The 21,562-nt window shown below is 71.0% G+C and carries 11 protein-coding genes; 8 read left to right on the top strand and 3 right to left on the bottom strand.

Going from position 1 to position 21,562, the window contains the following annotated elements:
• Window positions 1-6 precede the first annotated feature (6 nt).
• On the top strand, window positions 7-624 hold the full coding sequence (locus tag HUA74_RS10270) for a hypothetical protein (protein ID WP_141640934.1): 618 nt from the start codon (window positions 7-9) through the stop codon (window positions 622-624).
• Between the two features lie 67 nt (window positions 625-691).
• Here HUA74_RS10270 and HUA74_RS10265 read toward each other — a convergent pair whose 3' ends face one another.
• The gene (locus HUA74_RS10265) at window positions 692-1,324 is read right to left on the bottom strand and encodes a hypothetical protein (protein ID WP_174454425.1); all 633 of its coding nucleotides are present in this window, start codon (window positions 1,322-1,324) and stop codon (window positions 692-694) included.
• Between the two features lie 36 nt (window positions 1,325-1,360).
• On the opposite strand from HUA74_RS10265, the gene HUA74_RS10260 reads away from it, so the two are divergent.
• The 3 genes from HUA74_RS10260 (at window position 1,361) to HUA74_RS10250 (ending at window position 7,232) form a co-directional block, all read left to right on the top strand.
• Window positions 1,361-4,627, top strand: a complete 3,267-nt coding sequence (locus HUA74_RS10260) for an aldo/keto reductase (RefSeq protein WP_174454424.1) — start codon at window positions 1,361-1,363, stop codon at window positions 4,625-4,627.
• Window positions 4,628-4,842: 215 nt separating this feature from the next.
• The gene (locus HUA74_RS10255; RefSeq protein WP_174454423.1) at window positions 4,843-6,261 is read left to right on the top strand and encodes a reverse transcriptase family protein; all 1,419 of its coding nucleotides are present in this window, start codon (window positions 4,843-4,845) and stop codon (window positions 6,259-6,261) included.
• The gene (locus HUA74_RS10250; protein WP_174454422.1) at window positions 6,258-7,232 is read left to right on the top strand and encodes a TIGR02996 domain-containing protein; all 975 of its coding nucleotides are present in this window, start codon (window positions 6,258-6,260) and stop codon (window positions 7,230-7,232) included. The genes HUA74_RS10255 and HUA74_RS10250 overlap by 4 nt, the downstream gene beginning before the upstream one ends.
• A gap of 69 nt (window positions 7,233-7,301) precedes the next feature.
• On the opposite strand, the gene HUA74_RS10245 is transcribed toward HUA74_RS10250, so the two are convergent.
• Window positions 7,302-11,666, bottom strand: coding sequence for a chromosome condensation regulator RCC1 (locus HUA74_RS10245; RefSeq protein WP_174454421.1), 4,365 nt, complete (start codon window positions 11,664-11,666; stop codon window positions 7,302-7,304).
• Between the two features lie 251 nt (window positions 11,667-11,917).
• Between HUA74_RS10245 and HUA74_RS10240 the strand changes: the two genes are divergently transcribed.
• Together HUA74_RS10240 and HUA74_RS10235 are read left to right on the top strand one after the other, a co-directional pair.
• The gene (locus tag HUA74_RS10240) at window positions 11,918-13,210 is read left to right on the top strand and encodes a metallophosphoesterase (protein ID WP_174454420.1); all 1,293 of its coding nucleotides are present in this window, start codon (window positions 11,918-11,920) and stop codon (window positions 13,208-13,210) included.
• 121 nt (window positions 13,211-13,331) lie between these two features.
• A complete protein-coding gene (locus HUA74_RS10235; RefSeq protein WP_141640941.1) occupies window positions 13,332-13,973 on the top strand; it encodes a TetR/AcrR family transcriptional regulator in 642 nt (213 codons plus the stop codon).
• A gap of 177 nt (window positions 13,974-14,150) precedes the next feature.
• Here HUA74_RS10235 and HUA74_RS10230 read toward each other — a convergent pair whose 3' ends face one another.
• The gene (locus HUA74_RS10230) at window positions 14,151-18,680 is read right to left on the bottom strand and encodes an amidohydrolase family protein (protein ID WP_174454419.1); all 4,530 of its coding nucleotides are present in this window, start codon (window positions 18,678-18,680) and stop codon (window positions 14,151-14,153) included.
• A 209-nt stretch (window positions 18,681-18,889) separates the two neighbouring features.
• Between HUA74_RS10230 and HUA74_RS10225 the strand changes: the two genes are divergently transcribed.
• A complete protein-coding gene (locus HUA74_RS10225) occupies window positions 18,890-20,500 on the top strand; it encodes a serine/threonine-protein kinase (RefSeq protein WP_174454418.1) in 1,611 nt (536 codons plus the stop codon).
• Window positions 20,501-20,706: 206 nt separating this feature from the next.
• Window positions 20,707-21,558, top strand: coding sequence for a RimK family alpha-L-glutamate ligase (locus HUA74_RS10220; protein WP_174454417.1), 852 nt, complete (start codon window positions 20,707-20,709; stop codon window positions 21,556-21,558).
• Window positions 21,559-21,562 lie beyond the last annotated feature (4 nt).

Here is a 21,562-nt window from a genome sequence, read left to right as displayed (position 1 = left end):
GCACTCATGTCGCGCATTGATGGTGGCAACCGTTCGTCCTCGCCGAAGAGCTCCGTCTCGGAGCGCTCCAGCACGGAGCGGCCGGACTCCGCCTCCAAGGGCGCGCAGCAGAGCCCCGGAAAAAAGGACCTCCCGGCACACCAGGCGGTGAGGCCATTCCAGGGACGCAGCGACTTCGAGCCGGACCGCCGTCCGACGCCGCGCGCCACGCCGGCCATCAACGCCGCGCTGGCGCCCGCCGCCTCGGAGGCTTCGGCCATCGCCGGAGCGGACGCGGAGCTGGAGCTGCTCTCCGAGTTCCCCGATGCCGACGCCCAGGGTGGTCTCGCCTCCGCGATGCTGCATGCGCACGCGGACGAGCCCGCCTCGCAGGCGCGAATCGTGGAGCGGCTGAAGCAGGACGGCCGGCTGGAGTCGCTGTTTGGCGAGGTGTTCCGCGAGGGCAATCCCTACGTGGAGCAGCCGCACCGCGCCGCCGTCGTCCGCGCGCTCGACACCGCGATGGCGCGAGGCACCGTGACGAGCGACGACCTGCGCACCTTCACCCGGGGCGCCTACGCCCAGGAGTGGCAGCAGATCGGCTCCGAGCTGTCCACGTCGGACGCGGGCCCGAGCAAGCCGTAGCTTCCCACTGACGTTCCACCAATGTTCGCGCCATGGGTGAGTCGCCCATGGAGACGGTGGACGTGTGTCAGGCGCCGAGCCGCCCGATGAGCGCGCCTCGAACGGCCTGGGCGACGGCGCGCGAGTCACCGGCGAGTTCCTCGGGCAGCCAGTAGTAGAGCAGCCGGCCGCTCGTCTCCACCTGGGCGCGGACGAAGCGCATGCCCTGGGCCTCCGCGCGCTCGGGGCTTCGGGGGAAGCACTGCTTGCACAGGCAGGGCAGCGCGGAGTGCTCCTGATGCGCGGTGAAGTTGATGGGGCCGCCTCCCGCGCTCGCGAGCAGGAGCTCCGCGTCCGTCGAGGTGAGGACGCGAGGCGTCTGGAGGGACATGCCCAGCGCGCCCTTCGCGGCCTGGAGGCCCTTGCCGGATTCGAAGCGCAGCGTGGGAATGGCGGATGTGACGTCGGTGATGGGGATGCGGTTCTTCCGACCGACCCAGCCCTCGTCATCGGAGGACAGGCCCTCCAGCACGGCGACGAGCCAGAGGGACTCGTTGGGCGGGCGCACCGTGACGAGGAAGAGGCGTCCACCGTCTTCGAGCGGGGACAGGTGCCTGCTCTGGCTGCGGTAGCGGTCCGTCGGCAACACCTGGCCGGGTGAGAGGCCAGCGGCCTCCTTCTCGAAAATCGCCTTGCTGATGATGGCCAGCATGTCGGGCATGTCCGCAGTGTAGCAGGGCGCCTAGAGTCCCTGGCGATGCTCGAACTGGACCTGGCCACCGTGCGGTTGCTCGATGAGGACGTCACGGTGCGGCGCGAGGCGGCGAGCGCGGTCGATGCCTCCGAACTGGTGGGGCGCTTCGCGCTGAGGCAGGCCCTGCTCACGGATGAGGACGCGGAGGTCCGGGCCATCGCCGCGCGGCGGCTCGGCGATGCGCGGGATGGACGCTTCATTTCCGCGCTGCTCGAAGCGCTCGACGACCCGATGCCGATGGTGCGGGACAGGACGTGGCGGGCGCTGGCGCGATTGGGCGCGGAGGCGCTGCTGCCTCACGCGGCGCGAGCGGTGCGGCAGGAGTCCGTGTGGTGGGTACGAAGGGCGATGGTGCGGGCCTCGGCCTCCGTCGCGGGCACGGGTGCGGTGGGGGTGTTGCTCGCCGCGCTGGAAGACCCGTTCTGGCGCGTGCGTCATGCGGCGGTGCAGGCGTTGGCGTGGCTGGGGGCGGAGCACGAGGACCTGCGGCAACAGGTGCGTCGGGCCGCGGAGGCGGGAGAACAGACCCACGGTCCGATGCGCTCGGCGGTGGCGTGGCTGGAGACCGAGTGGCGCGCCGTGGCTTCGGGTGAAGCGGGTCCTCGTCCGTTTGAAGCCGAGGGCTCCGCGACACGGCAGCGCGTCGCCGTGGGAACGGCGGCGAGCTCCCGGACCGAGGACACGCGCGCAGGTGACACGACTGCATCGACGGCGCTTCCGCACTCAGGTGGTCAGCTCAGCAGCGAAGGTCCACCCGGCCCGCCAGAGCACTCTCACGCGACCGCATCCACGGAGATGGAAGCAGGTCTCACCAGTGAGGACCCGGCGGTCACCACCGCGAGACTGGAGGCTCGCCCCGCAGGCTCGCTCTCCGCGCGGGAACTGGTGGAGTGGCTGGGAGATCCGCACGAACCTCTTCGCGTTCTCGCGCGTCGGCGACTCCTCGAGCGCAAGGACCCGGAAGCGCTGCGCCTCGCGATGCACTGGTTGGACGAGCCGCGCGTACCACACGCACAGGACGAAGCGCGCGCGCTGCTGGAGCGCCTCAACGTGGACGAGGTCGACCTCGCGACCCGCGTCCTCGCGGCGCTCCCTCGTCCGGGCTCACTGGCCTGGGCCGCGCGTGTCGCGGTGAAGCAGGGACACGAGACACTCCTTGCTCGGGTGCGCACGCTGGCGAGTCACCCCGAGGCCGCCATCCGCCGCGCGGCGCTCTCCGCGCTCGTATTCGACCCGGACAGTCGAGGCCTCGTGTTGAAGGCTCTCGACGATGAGGACACCGCCGTGCGCGCGGAGGTCATCGGCGCATGGGAGCGCCGGCCCCGGTCCACCGCCGCCGTCCAGGACTTCGCCTCGGCGCTCGTGGCCTTCGCTCCGCGCGCTACCCCTCCCCGAGAGCGGCGGGCAGTCGCGACAGCCGCCGCGTACCTGGAAGCCTCCGAGGCACTCCTCCACGCCTCTCAAGACGAGGACCCCTCCGTGCGCGCGGTGGCACTGCAAGCCCTCGCGTCCCTGGATTGGCTCACGGAGACCGAGCGTCAGCACGCCGAGTCCCACGAGGACCCGTGGCTGCGCGCCGCCGTGCTCGACGTCGACAGCGCTGCCCGGGGCTGCCTCGCGGACTCAGACCCGAGCGTGCGGCGCATGGCGTTGCAGCTCGCCCTCTCGCACGGGCGCGCGCTCGCAGTGGAGGACCCTTCGTTCCAGTCCACCCTCGCGCTCGGCTGCGCCCTCTCTCCCGACCCGTGGATACGAGCCCGCGCCGCCGAGCAACTCCGACCCGAGAACGGAGACGCGGAGCTGCGCGCCCTGCTGCGCCTGTCGCGCGACACCGAGCTGATGGTCCGCACGGCGGCGGCCTCTCCGCTGGAAGACTGCGACACACTCGATGCACGACTGGAGTCCTTGCTGGGCCTGCCGGCCACCGATGCGCCCAACGCGCGACCGGGCGCCTCACTACTTCAAGCCGTTCACGACAAGTTGCCCACACCCGAGGCCTCGATACTGGAACGAGGCGTCGAGTCGGACAGCCCTCCCAACAAGTTCCACACAGTGCCCGCCTCGCCACTGGAGCGACTCGACACACGCGACACGCGACAGGCAGTGCCACCACGCCAGCCCGCTCCCGACAGCGACACGGACCTGCGCATTGCCGCATGGACCTGGCGCTTGCGCCGCGCGGATGACAACGCCTTCGCCCGACTCCGTGACGCCCTGCTCGCCCACGCCGAGCCCTCTCGCGTCGTCACCCATCTGCAAGCGCTGTCGCTCACCTTCCCCGATGCGCTCTTCACCGCCGAGCCCGAGCTCGCGCGTCTCCGCCCCACCTCCGCCCCGCGTCAGCGGACCACCCCATCCCCGCGCCCAGCGCCTCCGCCGCGAGCCTCGTCCCGCCCCCTGGGCCGCACGGGCCTGAACGTCTCGCCGCTCGTCCTCTCGGGCGCGCACCTCACCACGCGCGAGCCCTTCTTCGAGGCGCATGAGGCCGGCATCAACACGTTCTTCTGGGAACCCCGCTACGCCGCATTGACGCAGTTCCTGCGCAGCGGTCGCGGCCCTCGCGAGCGCTCCGTCATCGTCGCGGGCACCTACCACTCGGGCCCAGGCGCCATCCGTCGCGACGTGGAGTCCGCGCTGCGGCGCCTGCGCACCTCCTGGCTCGACGTCTTCCTCCTCTTCTGGGTCCGCGCCCCCGAGCGACTCTCCGACGAGGACTACTCCGCGTTGGAGCGCCTGCGCACCGAAGGCAAACTGCGCGCCTTCGGCTTCTCCACGCACCTGCGAGACCTCGCCCGCGACGCACTCGCGCGACAGCCCTGGCCCGTCGTGATGACCCGCCACAGCGCCGCGCACCCGGGCGCCGAGGCCGCGCTCCTCCCCGAGGCCCAGCGCCAGGGCACCGGCGTGCTCACCTTCACCACCACCTGCTACGGCCGACTCCTGCGCCCCGTCCCCGGCGCGCCTCAAGACACCACCCTCCCCTCCGCGGTGGACTGCTACCGCTACTCGCTCTCCCAACCCGGCGTCAGCGCGAGCCTCACCGCGCCACGCAACCGTCGCGAGCTGCTGCACAACCTCGACGTGCTGTCCCGCCCGTGGATGGAGCCAGATGCCCTGTCCGCCATGCGCGCCCACGGCGAGCGCGTGCGCGCACAAGGGCGACAGCTCGACACCCTGGTGCGTCGGGCGCCTGGAGGGCCTCGAGAAGCCCTGCTCGCACTGCTGGAAGAAGATGGACCCGCGGAGTTCGACGACCTTCCTTCAACGTGAAGGATGTGGTGAGCTTCGCTCCGCTCCTGGGGCCGCGTGCAGCCAGCCTTTCGTCCGCGATGTCACGTCGCGGCTGCCGATGACACCCATTGAAGGACGACGCGGTACGAGGTCCGCCTGGCGGGCTTCCCCGACCTCGTCCGCCTCTGCCGTGCAGGTGGCGGCGTCCCCAGGAGCTCGTGGTTCCCACCGCACCGGTGGCCCTGGAGCGCTGAATGGACCTGGTCTCACTCCTCCTCGAGCTCAAGCCCTTGATGGAGGACCCGGAGGCGCACTTCAGCCGCATCGCCGAGCTGCTGGAGCGTCACCAGGGCCTCGCCGAATACGAAGTGGCCCGCTTCTACGTCAGCCGCCACTGGAGTGAGACCGTCGCGCGGCGCCTGGGCAGCGTGGACCCCCGCGAGCGCCTCCAGGCCGTGCGCCTCATCCCCTTGCTCTTTCCCCGCGTCGCCGCCGCCGGACATCTGCGCCGCCGGGTGAAGGACGCTGACTCCCGCGTGGCCTCCGCCGCGCGCGCCGCCGTGCGCAAGCTGGGCCTCGCGGACGTGTCTCTGCCCGACAGCCGCGTGGAGCCGCCGAGGCGCCCGAGCCCCAGGTCCGTGGGAGGCTGGAACCCCACGGGCTGGCTCTTCGGCCTCTACCCGGGGCTGCGCGACGACGAGGTGAAGCGCAAGCCCTCCGCCACCGAGAACCTGCCCCCGCTGCAATCCCGCGAGGACGTGGCGAAGCTGGTGGGCGTGGACGTCGCGGAGCTGGACGCACTGATGCGCCCAGGCTCCGGCGCGGGCTCCGGCTACGTGGAGTTCGAGACGCCCAAACGCTCCGGCGGCGTGCGCCGCATCTGCGCTCCCCGCGCGAAGCTCAAGGCCGCGCAACGCGCCCTGCTCGAAGGACTGCTCGCGCACCTGCCCACGCACCCCGCCGTGCATGGCTTCGTGCCCGGCCGCTCCACGGTGACGAACGCCGAGGCGCACGTCGGCGCCCACGTCGTGGTGCGCGTGGACCTGGAGGACTTCTTCCCCACGGTGCACTACCGCCGGGTGAAGGGCTGCTTCGAGGCCCACGGCTACAACGACGAGGTGTCCTCCACCCTCGCGGGCCTCACCACCTGGCGCCCCAAGCTCCCGGACGGCACCGTGGTGTGGCCCGGCGTGCTGCCCCAGGGCGCGCCCACCTCGCCCGCCATCGCCAACCTCGTCTGCCGCCGCATGGACGCGCGCCTGCACGCGCTCGCGAAGAAGGCGGGCGCTTCCTACACCCGCTACGCGGATGACCTGTCCTTCTCCTTCGCCAGTCCTCCGGAGCGGCTCGGCCGCTTCCTCTGGTGGGTGAACGCCATCCTCCAGCAGGAGGGCTTCTCCGAGAACGGCGCCAAGCGCCGCGTCATGCGCCAGGGAGGACGCCAGCGGGTGACGGGCCTCACCGTCAACCAACGGGTGGCCATCCCTCGCGAGGAGCGCCGCCGCTTCAAGGCCATCCTCGCCAACTGCCGCAAGCACGGCGTGGAGTCCCAGGCGCGAGGCCGCCCCAACTTCCCGGCCTGGCTGGAGGGTTACGCCGCCTACGTGCGCATGGTGCATCCGGAGCTGGGCGCGCGCTGGCAGCGCGAGGTGAAGGAGCTGCTGACCTCATGAGCGACCTCGATGCACTGCTGGCGAAGGTGGTGGCGGACCCCACCAACGACGCGCCGAGGCTGGCGTGCGCGGATGCACTTCAAACCGTGGATGCCGCGCGCGCCGAGTTCATCCGCGTGCAGCTCGCCCTGCCCGGCCGCATGGACCCGGCTCGACGCCGCTCGCTCCAGTCGCGCGTGCGGGAGCTGATGGACGCGAACGGCCGCGCCTGGCTCAAGCCCCTGCGCGACGCGAAGGTGCATGAGCCGCGCTACCACCGGGGCTTCATCGAGGAGCTGAGTCTCGCGGAGGACCGGCTCGCGAAGCACGGCCCGGAGCTGTTCGCGCTGGAGCCCGTGTCCCGGCTGTGCGTGGACACGCGCGACGGCAAGGGCCTGGAGCACGCCGCCGAGCAACCCTGGTTCTCCCAGGTCCGCTGGCTGCGCCTGGAGGGCTCCGGCGTCGATGCGGCGACGAAGGCCCTCGCGGCCTCACCTCGGGCCGGAAACCTGTCGGGCCTGGTGCTCGCGGGCGCGAAGGACACCGCGGTCCGTGCCCTGGTCGAGAGCAAGGCTCTGCCCGCGCTGCGCTCCGTCAGCTTCTCCAGCGGCGCGCTGACGGACACGAGCGCGGAGGTGCTCGCGAAGGCGACCCTCGTGTGGGAGCGGCTCTATCTGTCCGGCTCCGGCCTGTCCGACGAGGGCGTGGCGACGCTCGCGGGCGCGAAGGGCCTGGGCGCGCTCCAGTGGCTGACGCTCAACCGCAACGAGCTGAGCGACGAGGCCGCGGAGGCGCTCGCGAAGAGCAAGGGCCTCACGGGCCTCGAACGTCTGGAGCTGTCGCAGAACGACCTGAGCGAAGAGGGCGCGCTCGCGTTCCGCACCGCCAAGGCGCTGCCGAAGTTGCGCCGCCTGGAGCTGATGGAGATGGGCCTGGACCGCGACGAGCTCGGCCCACTCATCAAGCGACTGGGTGCCGGACTGCGACTCTGAGCGGCGCCGAACCCGGTGCGCCGGGGCGAAGACAGTTGTGCCGTCATCGCCCCGGAAACAAGCGCGGCCTCAGGGCAGTGCCACGGCCCCCGGCACGGCACGCTGCCCTGGCACACCCACGCCCAGCGTCCCGTGGAAGTTGGTGCCCCAGCTCAACGCCGTCCCTTCACCGTCGAGCGCGACGGAGAAGTCCGTGCCGGCGGAGACGGAGTTCGCGCCTCGAAGGCCCTTCACCCGCGTCGGCTCCAGTCGCGGGGAGCCGTCTCCGGTGCCGAGCTGTCCGTGCGAGTTGCGCCCCCAGGCCCAGACCTCGGAGCCCACGGCGAAGGTGTGGCTGGCCCCGACGCCCAGCGACACCACGCCCGCCAGTCCCGGAACCGGCGAGGCGAAGATGCGCGTGGACAACCCTCCATCTCCCAACTGGCCATGGTCGTTGTTCCCCCAGGTCCAGACGGTGCCGTCGTCGCGCAGCGCCACGGAATGGTAGCCCCCCGCCTGCGCGGACTTCACCCCTTCGAGCCCCAGCACCTGGAAGGGTGAGGTGCGGTTGGTGGCCGTCCCCTCGCCCAACTGCCCATGCGCGTTGTGGCCACAAGCCCAGAGCGTCCCGTCCGCGCGCAACACCAGCGTGTGGTGCTCACCGCCCGACACCGCGACCGCGCCCTCCATCCCCACCATGCGCGTGGGGACCTGACGCGCCACCAGCGTGCCGTCGCCGAGCTGCCCGAAGACGTTGTAACCCCAGCTCCACACGGAGCCGTCCTCCCGCACCGCCAGCGAGTGGTAGCTGCCCGCGGACAGGGCCACCACCTTGTCGAGCCCCACCACCTGGACGGGCCGCGGGCGCGGCGTGGTGGTGCCGTCACCCAGTTGCCCGAAGACGTTGTTGCCCCACGCCCACACCGTGCCGTCCTCGGCCAGCGCCAGCGTGTGCCACGCGCCAGGAGAGACCGCCTGCATCTTCGGCAGCCCCTGCACCGTGGTGGGCATGGCCTGGCTCTCGATGGTGCCGTCGCCGAGCTGCCCGTAGCCATTGCCGCCCCACGTCTGCACGGTGCCATCCTCGAGGAGCGCCACCGCGTGCTGGTACCAGGCCCGCAGGGACAGCACGGGAGCGAAGTCCTTCGACGTCGGAAGCTTGACCGCCACCGGCGCCGTCCTCGGCCCCGACTCCACCTCGCCGAGCTGGCCGTATTCGTGGCTGCCCCAGGAGCGAGCGCTCTCGTCGTCCAGCAGCGCCAGCGAGTGCTGCTCGCCCGCGGCCACCTCCGCGACCTGCGTGAGCGCCAACACCTGCACCGGCGTGAAGCGCAGGTAGTGGGTGCCTTCGCCCAGTTGTCCGTAACCGTTGTCACCCCAGGCCCACGCCGTGCCGTCCTGACGCACGGCCAGCACATGGTGCGGGCCCGCGGCCACCGCCTTGATGTTCGTCGGCAGGAGCACCGGCTTCGGCGTGCTCCTCGGGATGTTGGTGCCATCCCCGAGCTGCCCGGAGTTGTTCGCGCCCCAGCTCCACACCGTGCCGTCGTGCAGCACCGCCAGCGAGTAGGCCCGGCCGACGCTCACGCTCACGGCGCCCGCGAGCCCCGTCACCCGAAGCGGCACCGTGCTCGCCGTCGTGGTGCCGTCCCCGAGCTGGCCCTTCTCGTTCGCGCCCCAGGCCCACACCGCGCCGTCCTGTCCCACCGCCAGCGCATGCGCTTCACCCATCACCACGGAGGCGATGCCCGACAAGCGCTTCACCTCCATCGGCGTGGCGCGGTCCACCAGGCCTCCTTCACCCAGCTGCCCGCTGCCATTGGCGCCCCACGTCCACACCGTGCCGTCCACGCGCAGGGCCATCGAGGCGTCGCCCCCCGCCGCCACGGCCACCACGCCCCACAATCCCTCCACCATCGCCGGCAGGAGGCGCGGCTTGACGGTGCCATCCCCGAGCTGCCCGCGCTGATTGGCGCCCCATGTCCACACCGTGCCGTCGCAGGCGAGGGCCAGGGAGTGCTGAGCTCCCGTCGCCACGGAGCGGGCGCACGGCAGGCCCTGCGTGGGCACGGGCGATGCGCGGTAGGTGGCGGTGCCATCTCCGAGCTGCCCCGACGCATTCTGTCCCCACGCGAGCACGGTGCCGTCGGCGCGCACGAGCATCGAATGCGAGCTCCCCGCCGCGAGCCGCCGTCCCTGCCCCAGTCCGCGCACCTGCACGGGCAGCGCGCTCCAGCCCGCCGCCCCGATGCCGAGCTGACCAAAGCGGTTGTAGCCCCACGCCAACGCCATGCCGTCCTGGCGCACCGCCAGCACATGCAGGTAGCTGCCACCCAGCAGCTTGATGCCGGAGGCACCGGGCACCACGCCGGGCACCACGCGCGAAGTGACTCCGCCATCCCCCAGCTGCCCATACATGTTGGCGCCCCAGCTGCGCAGCGTTCCGTCCAGGCCCAGCGCCATGGAGTGGTACAGACCTCCCGCGACGGAGGACACCCCCGTCAGCCCCGGCACCTGCACGGGGCGGAACCGGTCGACCCAGGAGCCATCGCCCAGCTGCCCCTCCGCGTTGTCGCCCCATGCCCACACGGCGCCGCTCTCGAGCACGGCCAACCCATGCGCCGCGCCCGCGGCCAGGGCCCTCACGCCCGTCAGCCCCAGCACCGGCACCGGTGACTCGCGCTGGACGCCGCCGCCATCTCCCAGTTGTCCCTCGAAGCCGTCACCCCAGGCCCTCACCGTGCCGTCGGCGAGCAGCGCGAGCGAGAAGTAGGTCCCCGCCGCCACGGACACCACATTCGACAGGGCCTTCACCGGCACCGGCGTGAGGCGGTCCTTCGTGGTGCCGTCACCCAGCTGGCCCACGCCGTTGTAGCCCCACGTCCACACCGTGCCGTCACCGCGCAGCGCCACCACGTGGCTGCCTCCCGCGGCCAGGGACGTCACGCCACTCAAGCCCACCACCTGCACCGGCGTGAGACGGTCCTTCGTGGTGCCGTCACCCAGTTGCCCGTTCGCGTTGCGTCCCCACCCCCACACCGTGCCGTCGCTGCGCAGCGCGAGCGAGTGGTGTCCGGACGCCGTGACGGAGCGCACGTTGCCGAGGCCCAACACCCGCACCGGCGCGTGACGCTCGGCGGCGGTGCCGTCTCCCAGCTGCCCGTAGTAGTTGCGCCCCCAGCCCCACACCGAGCCGTCCGACAGCGCGGCCAGCGAGTGGAAGCTGCCCGAGGCCACCGAGGTGACGCCGGACAGGCGTGTGACGACCTCTGGAGAGAGCAGCCGCTCGGAGCTGCCGTTGCCCAGTTGGCCGGAGGTCCCATTCCCCCAGGACCACATCGTCCCGTCGGCGCGCAGCGCCACCGCGTGCTGCGTCCCCGCCGCCAGCGCCGTCACCGAGCCCAGCCCCCGCACCTGCACGGGAGAGCTGCTGTCGGTGGTGGTGCCGTCGCCGAGCTGCCCCTGCGTGTTGCGGCCCCAGGCGAACACGGTGCCGTCCTCGACGCGCACCAGCGAGCCGGCGTCCTGCGCGGCCACGGACGTCACTCGCGAGAGTCCCGCGACCTGCATCGGCGTGGGACGGTCCGTCCAGGTGCCATCACCCAACTGGCTGGAGGCATTGCCACCCCAGGCCCACACCGTGCCGTCCGCGCGCAGCGCGAGCGCGTGGTAGATTCCCGCGGACACGGCGGTGACGTTCCCGAGATTCATCGCCTGCGTCGGCGCGAGGCGCTGGGTGAAGGTGCCGTCGCCCAGCTGGCCGGAGGCATTGGCGCCCCAGGCCCACACCGTGCCGTCCGCGCGCACGGCGAGGGAGAAGTCGAAGCCAGCACCGAGGGCCACCACGTTCGTCAGGCCGACGACCGGGGCCGGAGTGAGCGCCTGCTGGGTGTGACCGCGACCGAGCTGGCCGTAGAAGTTGCTGCCCCATGCCCACACGGTGCCGTCGGAGCGCAGCGCGAGCGAGTGGAACTCACCGGCGGCCACGGACACCACGTCTGCGAGCCCGGGGACCTGGCGCGGCGTGGCGCGGTCCACGGTGGTGCCGTCACCCAGCTGCCCGGAGGAGTTGCTGCCCCACGTCCACACCGTGCGGTCGGAGCGCAACGCGAGGGAGTGGGAATCACCGGCCACGACGTGGGTGATGTCCTTCAGTCCCGGTACCTGCCCGGCGAGGACGCGCTGGAAGGACTTGTCGCCGGTGCCCAGCTGCCCGGAGGCATTGCCACCCCAGGCCCACACGGTGCCCAGCGGCGTGACATAGAGCGAGTGCTGCGCGCCCGCCGCCAACCTGGGGGCCGCGGCCGCCAGGGCCTGCGAGCGCGTGGCGACCGCTTCCGTCGGGACGACAGGCGCGACGGGCGTGGAAAATCCTTCGCACCCCGCGGTGAGCAGAACGCTCAGCACCAAGACCAGCGGGAACTTCTGCCCCGCCTTCAAGTTGTCCATCCGCATCACTTCGCCTCCAGCGCGAGAAGCGGCCGTCCATACCTCGTGTCCTTGGCGGATGAGAAGCGTCGTGCATGGGCACGCGCACCAGGAGGAGGACGGCGCGACGGGAAGACCCCGCACGGGACGCCTGAGTCACACCCTTTCGGGAGCCTCCTCCACGGCCAGGCAGGCGGGGTGCACGCACGGGGCGATTCACGTTTCTTCACGAGGAATGCGTTGCGGCGCGTCGAGGCCGGGCGAGTATTGGGGCGACCATGGACTCACCGGCGCGCTTCATCATCTTCGCGGTCCTCACGAGCCTCATCACCGTGGGGGTCCACATCTACCTGTACCGGCGCCTGTTCGCGGACACGTCGGAGGACCGGAGCTGGCGCCGGGTGGGCATGGCGGTGATGACGGTGCTGGGCGCACTGCTGGTGCTGTCCTGGTCGGTGACGCGCTTCCTGCCGATGGACGCCACGTTCGCGGTGGCCACGGCCGTGTGGATGTGGATGGGCGCGGCGACGTACCTGCTGTTCGCGCTGTGGGCCATTGGCGGCGTGCGCGCCCTGTCGCGGAGGCTGACGCGGGCCCGGGCGGCCACGGCCGACGGCGTGAGCCTGGCCACGCTTGGGGGTGCGGGCGCCGTGGCGATGACGCAAGCGCCCTCCGTGGACCTCTCCACGAGTCCGGCTGGAGCGGCGAGTCAGGTCGAGGTGCCGGAAGTGGATGTGGCGCGGCGGCGCTTCCTCGCGCGAGCCACGGCGGGCGGCGCGCTGCTCGCGTCGGGGAGCCTGACGGGCTACGGGACGTGGAGCGCGTTCCATCCCCCGGTGGTGAATGAAGTCGCGGTGCGGCTGCCCGGACTGCCTCGGGAGCTGGATGGCTTCACCCTGGTGCAACTGAGTGACATCCACGTGGGCCCCGTCATCCAGCGCAAGTTCATGGACGAGCTGGTGGCGCGGTGCAACGCGTTGCGCCCGGACCTCGTGGCCATCACTGGGGACCTGGTGGACGGGAAGGTCGCCTCGCTGGGGCCCTCGGTGGCGGCGCTGCGGGAGCTGCGCTCACGGCACGGCACGTACTTCGTCACGGGAAACCACGAGTACTACTGGGACCCGGGTGCCTGGGCGGGAGCGCTGGAGGGCATGGGGGTGCGGGTGCTGCGCAATCGCCATGTGCGGATTGGAGACGCGGGGGCCTCGTTCGACCTGGTGGGCGTGGATGACTGGTCGGCGGGGCTGTCGGGCGCGAAGCAGGGCTATGACTTGAAGGCGGCGGTGGCGGGGAGGGAGCCGGAGCGGGCGGCGGTGCTGCTCGCGCACCAACCCTCCAACTGGCGCGTGGCGGCGCAAGCGGGCATGGGGTTGCAGTTGTCCGGGCATACGCACGGGGGACAGTTCTTTCCGTTCACGCTCGCGGTGTCGGCCATCTGGGAGCACGACGCGGGACACTTCGAGGAGGGCGACAAGCACCTCTACGTCAGCCGGGGCACGGGCTTCTGGGGGCCGCCCCTGCGCGTCGGCGCTCCTCCGGAAATCGTCAAGGTGACGTTGCTGGCGGCCTGAAAGACAGACACAGGTTCAACCCTTGACTCCTGTTGGTGCGCGCTCCGGGCACCATGAGCCGCCAACGCGTTAGAATGACGCCCGGGTGTCGCCGCGGGACTGGGGTATGGTTTTCGTTGCCATGAGCAAGGAACCGGCGAAGAGAGAGCTCAAGCAGGAACGCTCCGCGCGCACACGCGTGGACATCCTCGAAGCAGCCATCACCCTGTTCGCGAAGCGAGGGTTCCTGGCGACGACGATGGCGGACCTGGCGCGCGCCATCCGGATGACCCCTGGAGCGCTGTACTGGCACTTCCCCACGAAGGAAGACCTGCTGCTCGCGGCCATCGAGGAGCTGCACCAGCGCTACCTGAGTGGCTTCGTGGACCTGCTCGACGAGCACCGCGGCCTGTCCGCTCGCGAGCAACTCCAGGCCTTCACCCGCGGCACGCACTCCTTCCTGGGCCAGCATCGCGAGTACGGCATCTTCTTCGGCATGCTCGCGGCCGAAGCGGCGGACTCGAACGAGCGGGTGGCGGAGGCCATCCGCGAGAAGCTGGGCCTGTACGCGAAGGTGCTGGGCGGCATCCTCCGTCACGGGCAGACGACCGGCGAGTTCCGTCAGGACGTGGACACGGAGCTGGCGGCCCACGGCGTCTTCGGTGGCTACCTGGGCGCGCTGATGTACCAGAACCTCTTCCGCGCCACGCTCGACTACGACTCGATGGCCGCCTCGCTGGACCGACTGCTGATGGACGGCGCGCTGGTACGCAAGGCGCCGTAGCGCCCTGCTCAACCCCAGAAGCGCCACCAGGGGCGGCGCTGTCGCTCCCGCGCCTCGTCCCTGAGAACCTCGACGTGGCCATCCACGTCCCTCGAAAAGGCTCGGGCGGCCCCGACATCGCGGGAGCCGCCCGAGCAACTTCTCACCGTGTCACGCGGCTCGACGCCGCGCGGGGTGTCACGGCAGTGGGGTGATGATGTTCTGCCTGCCGGGGGTCAGCGTGGTGGTGAACCTGAAGTCATCCAGGTTGTCGTTCGTGTCGGAGCTGTCCGCGCCGCGCGCCAGCGTCCCCTCCGTCGTGTCGATGTCCGCCAACGCCGCCGTGCTCCGCGGCCCCTCCGTGAAGTCGAACCGCTTGTTCGCCACGCCCGCGATGGTGCCCTGATTGACGGGCCCCTCGTAGGCGAGCGAATCGAGGATGGATTCCGTGGCACTGTCGAAGAGGGCGACCGCGTCCGCCGTGGGAGTGGAGTTGCTGCCACCATTCTGGATGGCCTTCGTCGACAGCAGCGTCTTGATTCCCGCCTGACCCGCGAGCGGATCCACGATGGCAGCGGGGCCCACCACCAGGTACTCACCCGGCGCCAGCGTGACGACGCTCGCGAGGTCGATCTTCTCGTAGCTCGCCGGCACCGCTGGCGAACCATTGACGAACACGAGGTACACCCCCACCAGGGAGATGGCCGAAGCCGTGGGGTTGTAGATCTCCACGAACTCCTTGTTCGCGGTCGTGTCCGTGCCCTTCGGGTCGTAGTCCACCTCGTTGATGACCAGGTGGTTGATGGCCGGGCGTGGCACCGTGGTGATGGCCGCCGTCTTCGTCACGCCCTCGTACGTCGCGGACACGGTGCCACTCAGGGCCTCGGTCCCCGCCGTGAAGAGGACCTGGACGCTCGTCTGTCCCTCCGGCACCGTCACCGTTGCCGCGGGCAGCGACCCCAGCGTGGCCGAGGACACCGCCAGCGTGACGGCGGCGCCACCGACGCCCGCCCTGCGGTCCAGCGTCACCGTGAAGGCCTGCTTCGCCCCGAAGTACACCGACGCCGTCTCGGGCGTCAGCGAGGCGAGCTGCGCGGGCGGCGGCGTCACCGTGACGGCCGACGTCCGCCGCACACCGAGCAGCGACGCGGACACCGTGCCCTCGCCCTCACCCCGCGCATCCGCGGTGAAGAGGAACGTGGCCTCCGTCGCGCCCGCGGGCACCGTCACCGTGGCCGGCACCGTGCCGAAGAGCGTGACACCCGCGCCCGGCGTGGCGGCCAGCGCCACCGCGAGGTCCGCCGTCGGCGCCGAGGACAGCGTCACCCGGAACTCCTGCGTCAACCCGTACCGGACGACCACCGGCCCCGTGGGCGTCATGCCCAACAACCTCGGGGAGACCAGGTCCACCGTCACCGTGGAGCTCGCGCTGCTGGCGCCCAGCTCCGCCGTCACGGTGCCCGTGGGGCCCGTGGCCGTTTCGTCGACAGTAAGGGTGAACGTCGCCTCCATCGCGTTCGTCGCCACCGTCAGCGCCCCATCCACCGGAGTGAGCGTGCCGAAGCCCGACGTGGGATTCACGGTCAATGCGATGGTGGAGTTCGCGGGGGCCGGACGGTCCAGCGCCACCGCGAAGCTCACCGAGCCCCCCGGAACCACCGTCGCCTCGGAAGGCGTCAGCCCGGTGATGGCGGGCTGCTCCGTCGCGCCCAGCACCCGGAACGACGCCTGGCGGGTGGTGTTTCGCAGCGACGCGGTCAGCGTCACGTTCGCCGCCGGGGCCAGGGGCTCCACCTTCACCTCCACGGCGCTCTGACCCGCGGGCACCGTCACCCGTCCGTTGGCCACGCGCAGCGCGCTGCTGTCGCTGGAGGTGATGAAGATGTCGAGCGGCTCCGAGTAGGTGCCCGACAGCGTCACCGTCAGCGCCTGCGGGAAGGTGCTCACCGCGCCCGTCTCGCCCAGGCGGACGAACCCGTCGCCCGGCCCGAAGCCCGTCAACGACGGCATGGGCGGCTTCAGGTCCGCGATGCTGCGCGGCATCACCTTGGAGTCGCTGAAGCTGAACGTCAGCACACCGCGCAGCACGCCGAACCGCGTCCCCAGCGTCGGGTCCGCGTAGGTGTACGCCAGGTCGTCCACCATCAGCCCGGGCTGCGACGTGTTGCCGCTCTCGTTGACGAAGAACTGCTTGAAGTTGTCCACCGTGCTCGTGGTGCTCACGTCGTACACCTCCACCAGCACGCCCTCCAGCGCCTCGGCCCTCGGGCCTCCGGTGCGGATGTCCGCCGTGGTGACGGGCACCGGCGCCGGCAGCGGGTTGCCAGCGCTGCGCCGGACGTACTTCACGTCCACCAGCTCCGGCAGCCCGTTGAAGAGGGTCAGCGTCGCGGTGACGATGTCCAGCCGGTCTCCCACCGCGAGGTCACCCTTGGGCGCGTACACGTAGATGCCCGAGTTCTCCACGCTCGCTCCCGACGGCAGCGGGTGCACCTGCAGCCAGTAGCCCTCCACCGTCGCGGCGCCCTTCACCACGGCGGTGACGATGACGTCGTTGAACGACACCGGCCGCCCTTCCAGGGGCAGGCGTCCATCCTCCCGCGTCTTCAGCGCATGGATGCTGGACGGGCAGCCCAGGTGGCCCGCGTTGGGCGTCGCGGCGCACACGTCGCACGCATCGCCCTTGCCGTCTCCATCCTGGTCCGCCTGGTCCTGGTTGGACGTGAAGGGGCAGTTGTCCTGCCACGTCGGGAACCCGTCCTGGTCATCGTCGCCGACGACGACGTGCGTACACGCGGAGGTGTTCGCCGCCAGCGGGCACGGGTCGCACGCATCGCCCACGCCGTCGCTGTCCGAGTCGGCCTGCTTGCCACCGTCCATGGGACGGATGGGGTTGAAGATGGTGCGGCAGTTGTCGATGGAGTTGCGCAACCCGTCGCCATCCGGGTCATCCACCTTGCTCTCACCGGAGTAGACGTTCGAGCCGCGCACCGACGCCGGGAAGTCCGGATTGTTCGAGATGCGGCGGGGCACGCAGACAGGCTCGCCCTGGGGAACGCCGCAAGCGAACAGCGGATAGCCCACGGGGTTGGCGGCCTTGAGCGCCTCCAGGTTCTTGCCCAGCTCCGACTGGAGGCAGACGGTCTTGGCGGTGCCGCACACGTCCATCGCGTCGCACGCCTCCGCCTCGGCCTTCAGCGCGCCCACCAGCGTCTGGTCGCCGTAGAGGGCCTTGCCGGCGCGCATCGTCAGCACGACATCGGCGGGCTCGGCGGAGATGACCGCCCGGTGCGGCGAGCTGGCGTGGGTGCGCAGCGAGTAGATGGCCAGGTCGCCCAGCTTGCCCGGCGCGAGGCGGCCCACGCGGCTCTGCATGTCCACCGCCTCCGCGGCGTTGGCCGTCGTCATCTTCCAGAGGTCCACGTCGCTGAACGTCCGGGCGAACTGCACGGTGTTGAGCGTGTCCGCGCACTTCAGCTCGCGCAGCATGTTCATGGAGCCGGACTGGGCCCAGTCGGTGCTCAGCGAGATGCTCACGCCCAGCCGCTTGTACGCGGACACCATGGCGGTGTCGCCGTACAGCGTGAGGTTGGAGCGCGGCGACCAGATGAGCGCCGTGCCCCGGTCCGCCATCAGCGTGATTTCGCGCGCCGTCATCGCGATGCCGTGGATGAGCGTCGTGCGCGGCTGCAGCACGTCATTGGGCGCCACGGACACGCAGCGAATCTCGTTGTAGGCCTCCGTGCTGATGCCCTCGCCCAGGTGCGGCAGGTAGGCGGCGACCTTGGACAGGCTCGACGTCCTCGGCATCCGCGCATAGGTACAGTCATCCGCCCTCAGGTCCGTCTCCTGGTCCCCCAGCGGATAGGTGTCCGAGACCGCGACCCACATGTCCATGCCCTCCTGACGAGTCACGGGGACCTGGTCCAGGTTGCGCAGGAGGCCCGCGACGCCGCCCACGCCCGCGATGGACGTGGTGCCCGAGAGCAGGTGGCGCAGCTCGATGAAGCCCACCGAGTCCGCGGCGGACCGGGTGCTGTTGGCGACGCGGGTGTGGTTGCCCAGGCCCCGGAACCAGTCCAGCCGGTGCTCGTAGCGCTCATCCGTCCACGCGTACGGGCCGTTCTGGAAGGTGACGTGCTCGTGCGGATTGATGAGGCCCGGGGAGATGACACCCGTCGGGCACGAGATGTGGGTGGCTTCAGCGGCGCCATCCTCGGTGGAGCAGTCACACGACGCGCAGGTGATGACGCCCTGGGGGTTCACCATCACCTGGCCGCCCACCAGCGTCTCGCCGTCCTTCAGCACGACGCCCGTGAAGAGGCGCGCGCCATTGCCGGCCTTCGTCACCGCGCACGTGGCCCCATCCGCGAGCGGGGGTACGTCCGCCGCCGCGCAGCGGGTCAGCGTCAGCGAGCAGTCCACCTGACAGCCGTCACCGTCCGCCGCGTTGCCGTCGTCGCACGTCTCCGTGCCCTCCAGCTTCCCGTTGCCACAGACGGGTTTCTCCACCTCGGGCGTCACCGTACAGTCCGCGTCGCAGCCGTCGCCGCTGACCCTGTTGCCGTCGTCGCATTGCTCGCCCTCTTCCTTGGCGCTGTTGCCGCAGACGGCAGGGGCGACGCAGCTCGCGCCCTCACATTCCGGCCTGTCGTCGCCAGAGCAACCAACGTGGGACAGCAACACCGCGGCGAGCGCGGCCAGCAGCAAGCGAGGGAACTTTCGCATCTCGTGGGTCTCCCGGGGACACCGGCCTGGGGTGAGGCGGTACGTCCTCGACACGCGCGGAGAGTAGCTCGTGAAACATTTCAGCGACAGGCGACCCCGGGGCCCCGCCGCGAAATACCTGTAGTCAGGACGACCCCACGAGCCAGATGCGGGCTGGAGGGCCGGGGGGCCGTGTCGAGTTCCCAGCTTTTTGTAGAGTGGGACGACCGATGACCGCGCACACCCTGACGAGCCCCGTCTCCCGCTTCCTGGACGGACACCTACGACGCGATGCGCAGGCCCGGGAGCTGTCGGTGGCGCGCTTCATGGCGGGCCTGTCGGGCGCGTCGGTGGTGGTGGCCGCGGCGCTGGGGCCCTCGATTGGCTGGGGCTTGACGCAGGCCCTCATGGGGTTGTCGGCGGTGCTGGCGCTCTACTACACGGCGCTGTGGCGAGTGCTGCGCTCGGGTGCGTTCCACCCGGCGATTCCCTGGCTCAACGTGGCGATTGAGGTCAGCATCCCCGCGGTGGTGCTGGCGTTCGACCTGCGCTTCCAGGGGCCCATCTACGCGCTCACCGCGCCCACGCTCGTCATCTGGCCCACGCTGATTACGCTCGCGACGCTGCGCAGCAATCCCCGGCTGGCGCTGGCTGCGGGCATCCTGGTGGCCGCCGAGTACCTGGGCATCTACTTCCTCTTCGTCCAGCCGCTGTTGCCGGAGTCGGCGCTCATCACGCTGACGCCGCGCTTCATCGCCACGCGGGCCTTCTTCTTCGTGGCCGCGGGGGTCTTCACCGCCACGCTGGCGAGGCACTTCCTCCAGCTGACACGGGGGGCGCTGTCCGCTCTGCGTGAGCAGGAGGTCATGGGCAAGTACGTGCTGCACGAGCGCGTGGGCGCCGGAGGCATGGCGGAGGTGTACCGGGCCACGTACTGCCCGGAGGGTGGCTTCCAGAAGCAGGTGGCCCTCAAGCGCATCCTCCCCTCGTTCGCGGACGACGATGAGTTCGTCACCATGTTCCGCCGGGAGGCGGAGCTGTGCTCGTCGCTCAACCATCCCAACATCGTCCAGGTGTTCGACCTGGGGCGACATGGCGGCACGTACTTCCTGGCGATGGAGTTCGTGGATGGCATGCCGCTCAGCTCGCTGATGCGGGGGCTGTCGCGCCGGCCGCTGCCGGTGGCGGCGGTGACCTTCCTGGGCGCGGAGCTGGCGGCGGCGCTCGACTATCTGCACCGCCGCACGGGCGCGGATGGACAGCCGCTGCGGCTGGTCCACCGGGACCTCAACCCGCCCAACGTGCTGGTGTCCCGCTTCGGGGAAGCGAAGCTGTCGGACTTCGGGATTGCGCGGGACTCGGCGCGCTCGCAGCTCACGGCGGCGGGCAGTGTGCGCGGCAAGCTGGGCTACATGGCGCCCGAGCAGGCGGCGGGACGGCCGTTCGATGGGCGCGCGGACCTCTTCGCGCTGGGACTGACGCTGCATGAGGCCCTCACGGGCCGACGCGCGCTCCAGGGCTCCACGCAGGAAGCGCTGCTGCGCGCCACGCTGGACCAGGAGCTGGCGCCGCCTTCGCACTTCAACCCGGAGGTGCCGCCCGAGCTGGACGCGGCGGTGATGGGGTTGCTCGAGAAGCGGCCCGAGCAACGCACGGCCAGCGGCGCGCTGCTGCGACAGCAAATGCTCGCGATAGGCGGTGAAGCCGCGCCCTATCCCCGAGGACAAGCTCTGCTCGCGCACGCGTTGCGTGAGGCGCAAGAGCGCAACCAGAAGGACAAGGCCAGTGATGCGGGCGGACAGGCACCGCCTCGCGCCCCCGCCACCGCTCGCCCGGCCTGATACGCGTCGAGGCGCGACCAGCCACCGCGCCCTCGGGCCTGACGCGCATCGGCGTTCAATCCGCCACCGCGCACAGGGCCTCCCTGCTCGAACAACCACGCTCCGGGCATCGCCCTCGCGGCAGCCGCCCCTCCACTCAAAATCCCTGCGCGCTCGGCGCCTTCGCGCTACTTAGGGCGCGCACGCCTCACCGGGAGCAACACACCATGGACGTGGCCGTCCTCACCTATGCCGACCTGCCGGAGCTCGACGCCTTCGACGCTCCCCTGCTTCCCGCCTTGAAGGCGCTGGGACTGGATGCGCGGCCCGTCGTGTGGGACGACCCGACGGTGGACTTCCGCACCGTGCGCATGGCCGTCGTGCGCACCACCTGGGACAGCCACCTGCGCCGCGACACCTTCGTCGCCTGGGCACAGAAGGTCGGCCGCCTCACGAAGCTCCACAACCCGGCCGACGTGCTGCGCTGGAACACGCACAAGTTCTACCTGCGCGAGCTGGAGGCCAAGGGCATCCCCGTCACGCCCACCGTCTGGGTGGAGCGCGGCGGCACGCTCGACATCGGCGCCCTGGTGAAGTCGCGCGGCTGGGACGCCGTCGTCCTCAAGCCCGCCGTGTCCGCGGGCGCACTCAAGACACACATTCTTCCGCGCACCGAAGCCGCCGCCGCCACTCAGCTCGTGACGGAGCTGGCCGCCGAGTGCGAGCTCATGGTGCAGCCCTACCTCACCGCCTTCGAGACGGAGGGCGAGCGCAGCTACATCTCCTTCGACGGCGCCTTCAGCCACGCGGTGCGCCGCCCCCCCACGCTGAAGTCCGCGCCCCGGGGCTTCGCGCAGCCCACCGTCTTCACGCCCGACAACCGCGAGGAGTCACGTCTGGCCGAGCGCGTACTGGAGGCCATCGGCCAGCCGCTGCTCTACGCCCGCGTGGACGTGGCCACGGACAACGCAGGCGTCACGCGCCTGCAGGAAGTGGAAGTCACCGAGCCCTCCCTCTTCCTGTCACTGGACCCCGAGGCCGCAGGCCGACTGGCTCGAGCCATCGCCGCCAGACTCTGAAGCC

This window comes from Myxococcus sp. CA051A, from assembly GCF_013336705.1.
GTDB lineage: Bacteria > Myxococcota > Myxococcia > Myxococcales > Myxococcaceae > Myxococcus > Myxococcus llanfairpwllgwyngyllgogerychwyrndrobwllllantysiliogogogochensis.
The sequence above is the reverse complement of the archived record's forward strand: the minus strand, read 5'-3'. Positions and strand labels throughout refer to the sequence as shown.

Coding starts and splice junctions, on each gene's coding strand:
- HUA74_RS10270 (WP_141640934.1), top strand. CDS start 7: ATGTCGCGCATTGATGGTGGCAACCGTTCGTCCTCGCCGAAGAGCTCC.
- HUA74_RS10265 (WP_174454425.1), bottom strand. CDS start 1,324: ATGCCCGACATGCTGGCCATCATCAGCAAGGCGATTTTCGAGAAGGAG.
- HUA74_RS10260 (WP_174454424.1), top strand. CDS start 1,361: ATGCTCGAACTGGACCTGGCCACCGTGCGGTTGCTCGATGAGGACGTC.
- HUA74_RS10255 (WP_174454423.1), top strand. CDS start 4,843: ATGGACCTGGTCTCACTCCTCCTCGAGCTCAAGCCCTTGATGGAGGAC.
- HUA74_RS10250 (WP_174454422.1), top strand. CDS start 6,258: ATGAGCGACCTCGATGCACTGCTGGCGAAGGTGGTGGCGGACCCCACC.
- HUA74_RS10245 (WP_174454421.1), bottom strand. CDS start 11,666: ATGCGGATGGACAACTTGAAGGCGGGGCAGAAGTTCCCGCTGGTCTTG.
- HUA74_RS10240 (WP_174454420.1), top strand. CDS start 11,918: ATGGACTCACCGGCGCGCTTCATCATCTTCGCGGTCCTCACGAGCCTC.
- HUA74_RS10235 (WP_141640941.1), top strand. CDS start 13,332: ATGAGCAAGGAACCGGCGAAGAGAGAGCTCAAGCAGGAACGCTCCGCG.
- HUA74_RS10230 (WP_174454419.1), bottom strand. CDS start 18,680: ATGCGAAAGTTCCCTCGCTTGCTGCTGGCCGCGCTCGCCGCGGTGTTG.
- HUA74_RS10225 (WP_174454418.1), top strand. CDS start 18,890: ATGACCGCGCACACCCTGACGAGCCCCGTCTCCCGCTTCCTGGACGGA.
- HUA74_RS10220 (WP_174454417.1), top strand. CDS start 20,707: ATGGACGTGGCCGTCCTCACCTATGCCGACCTGCCGGAGCTCGACGCC.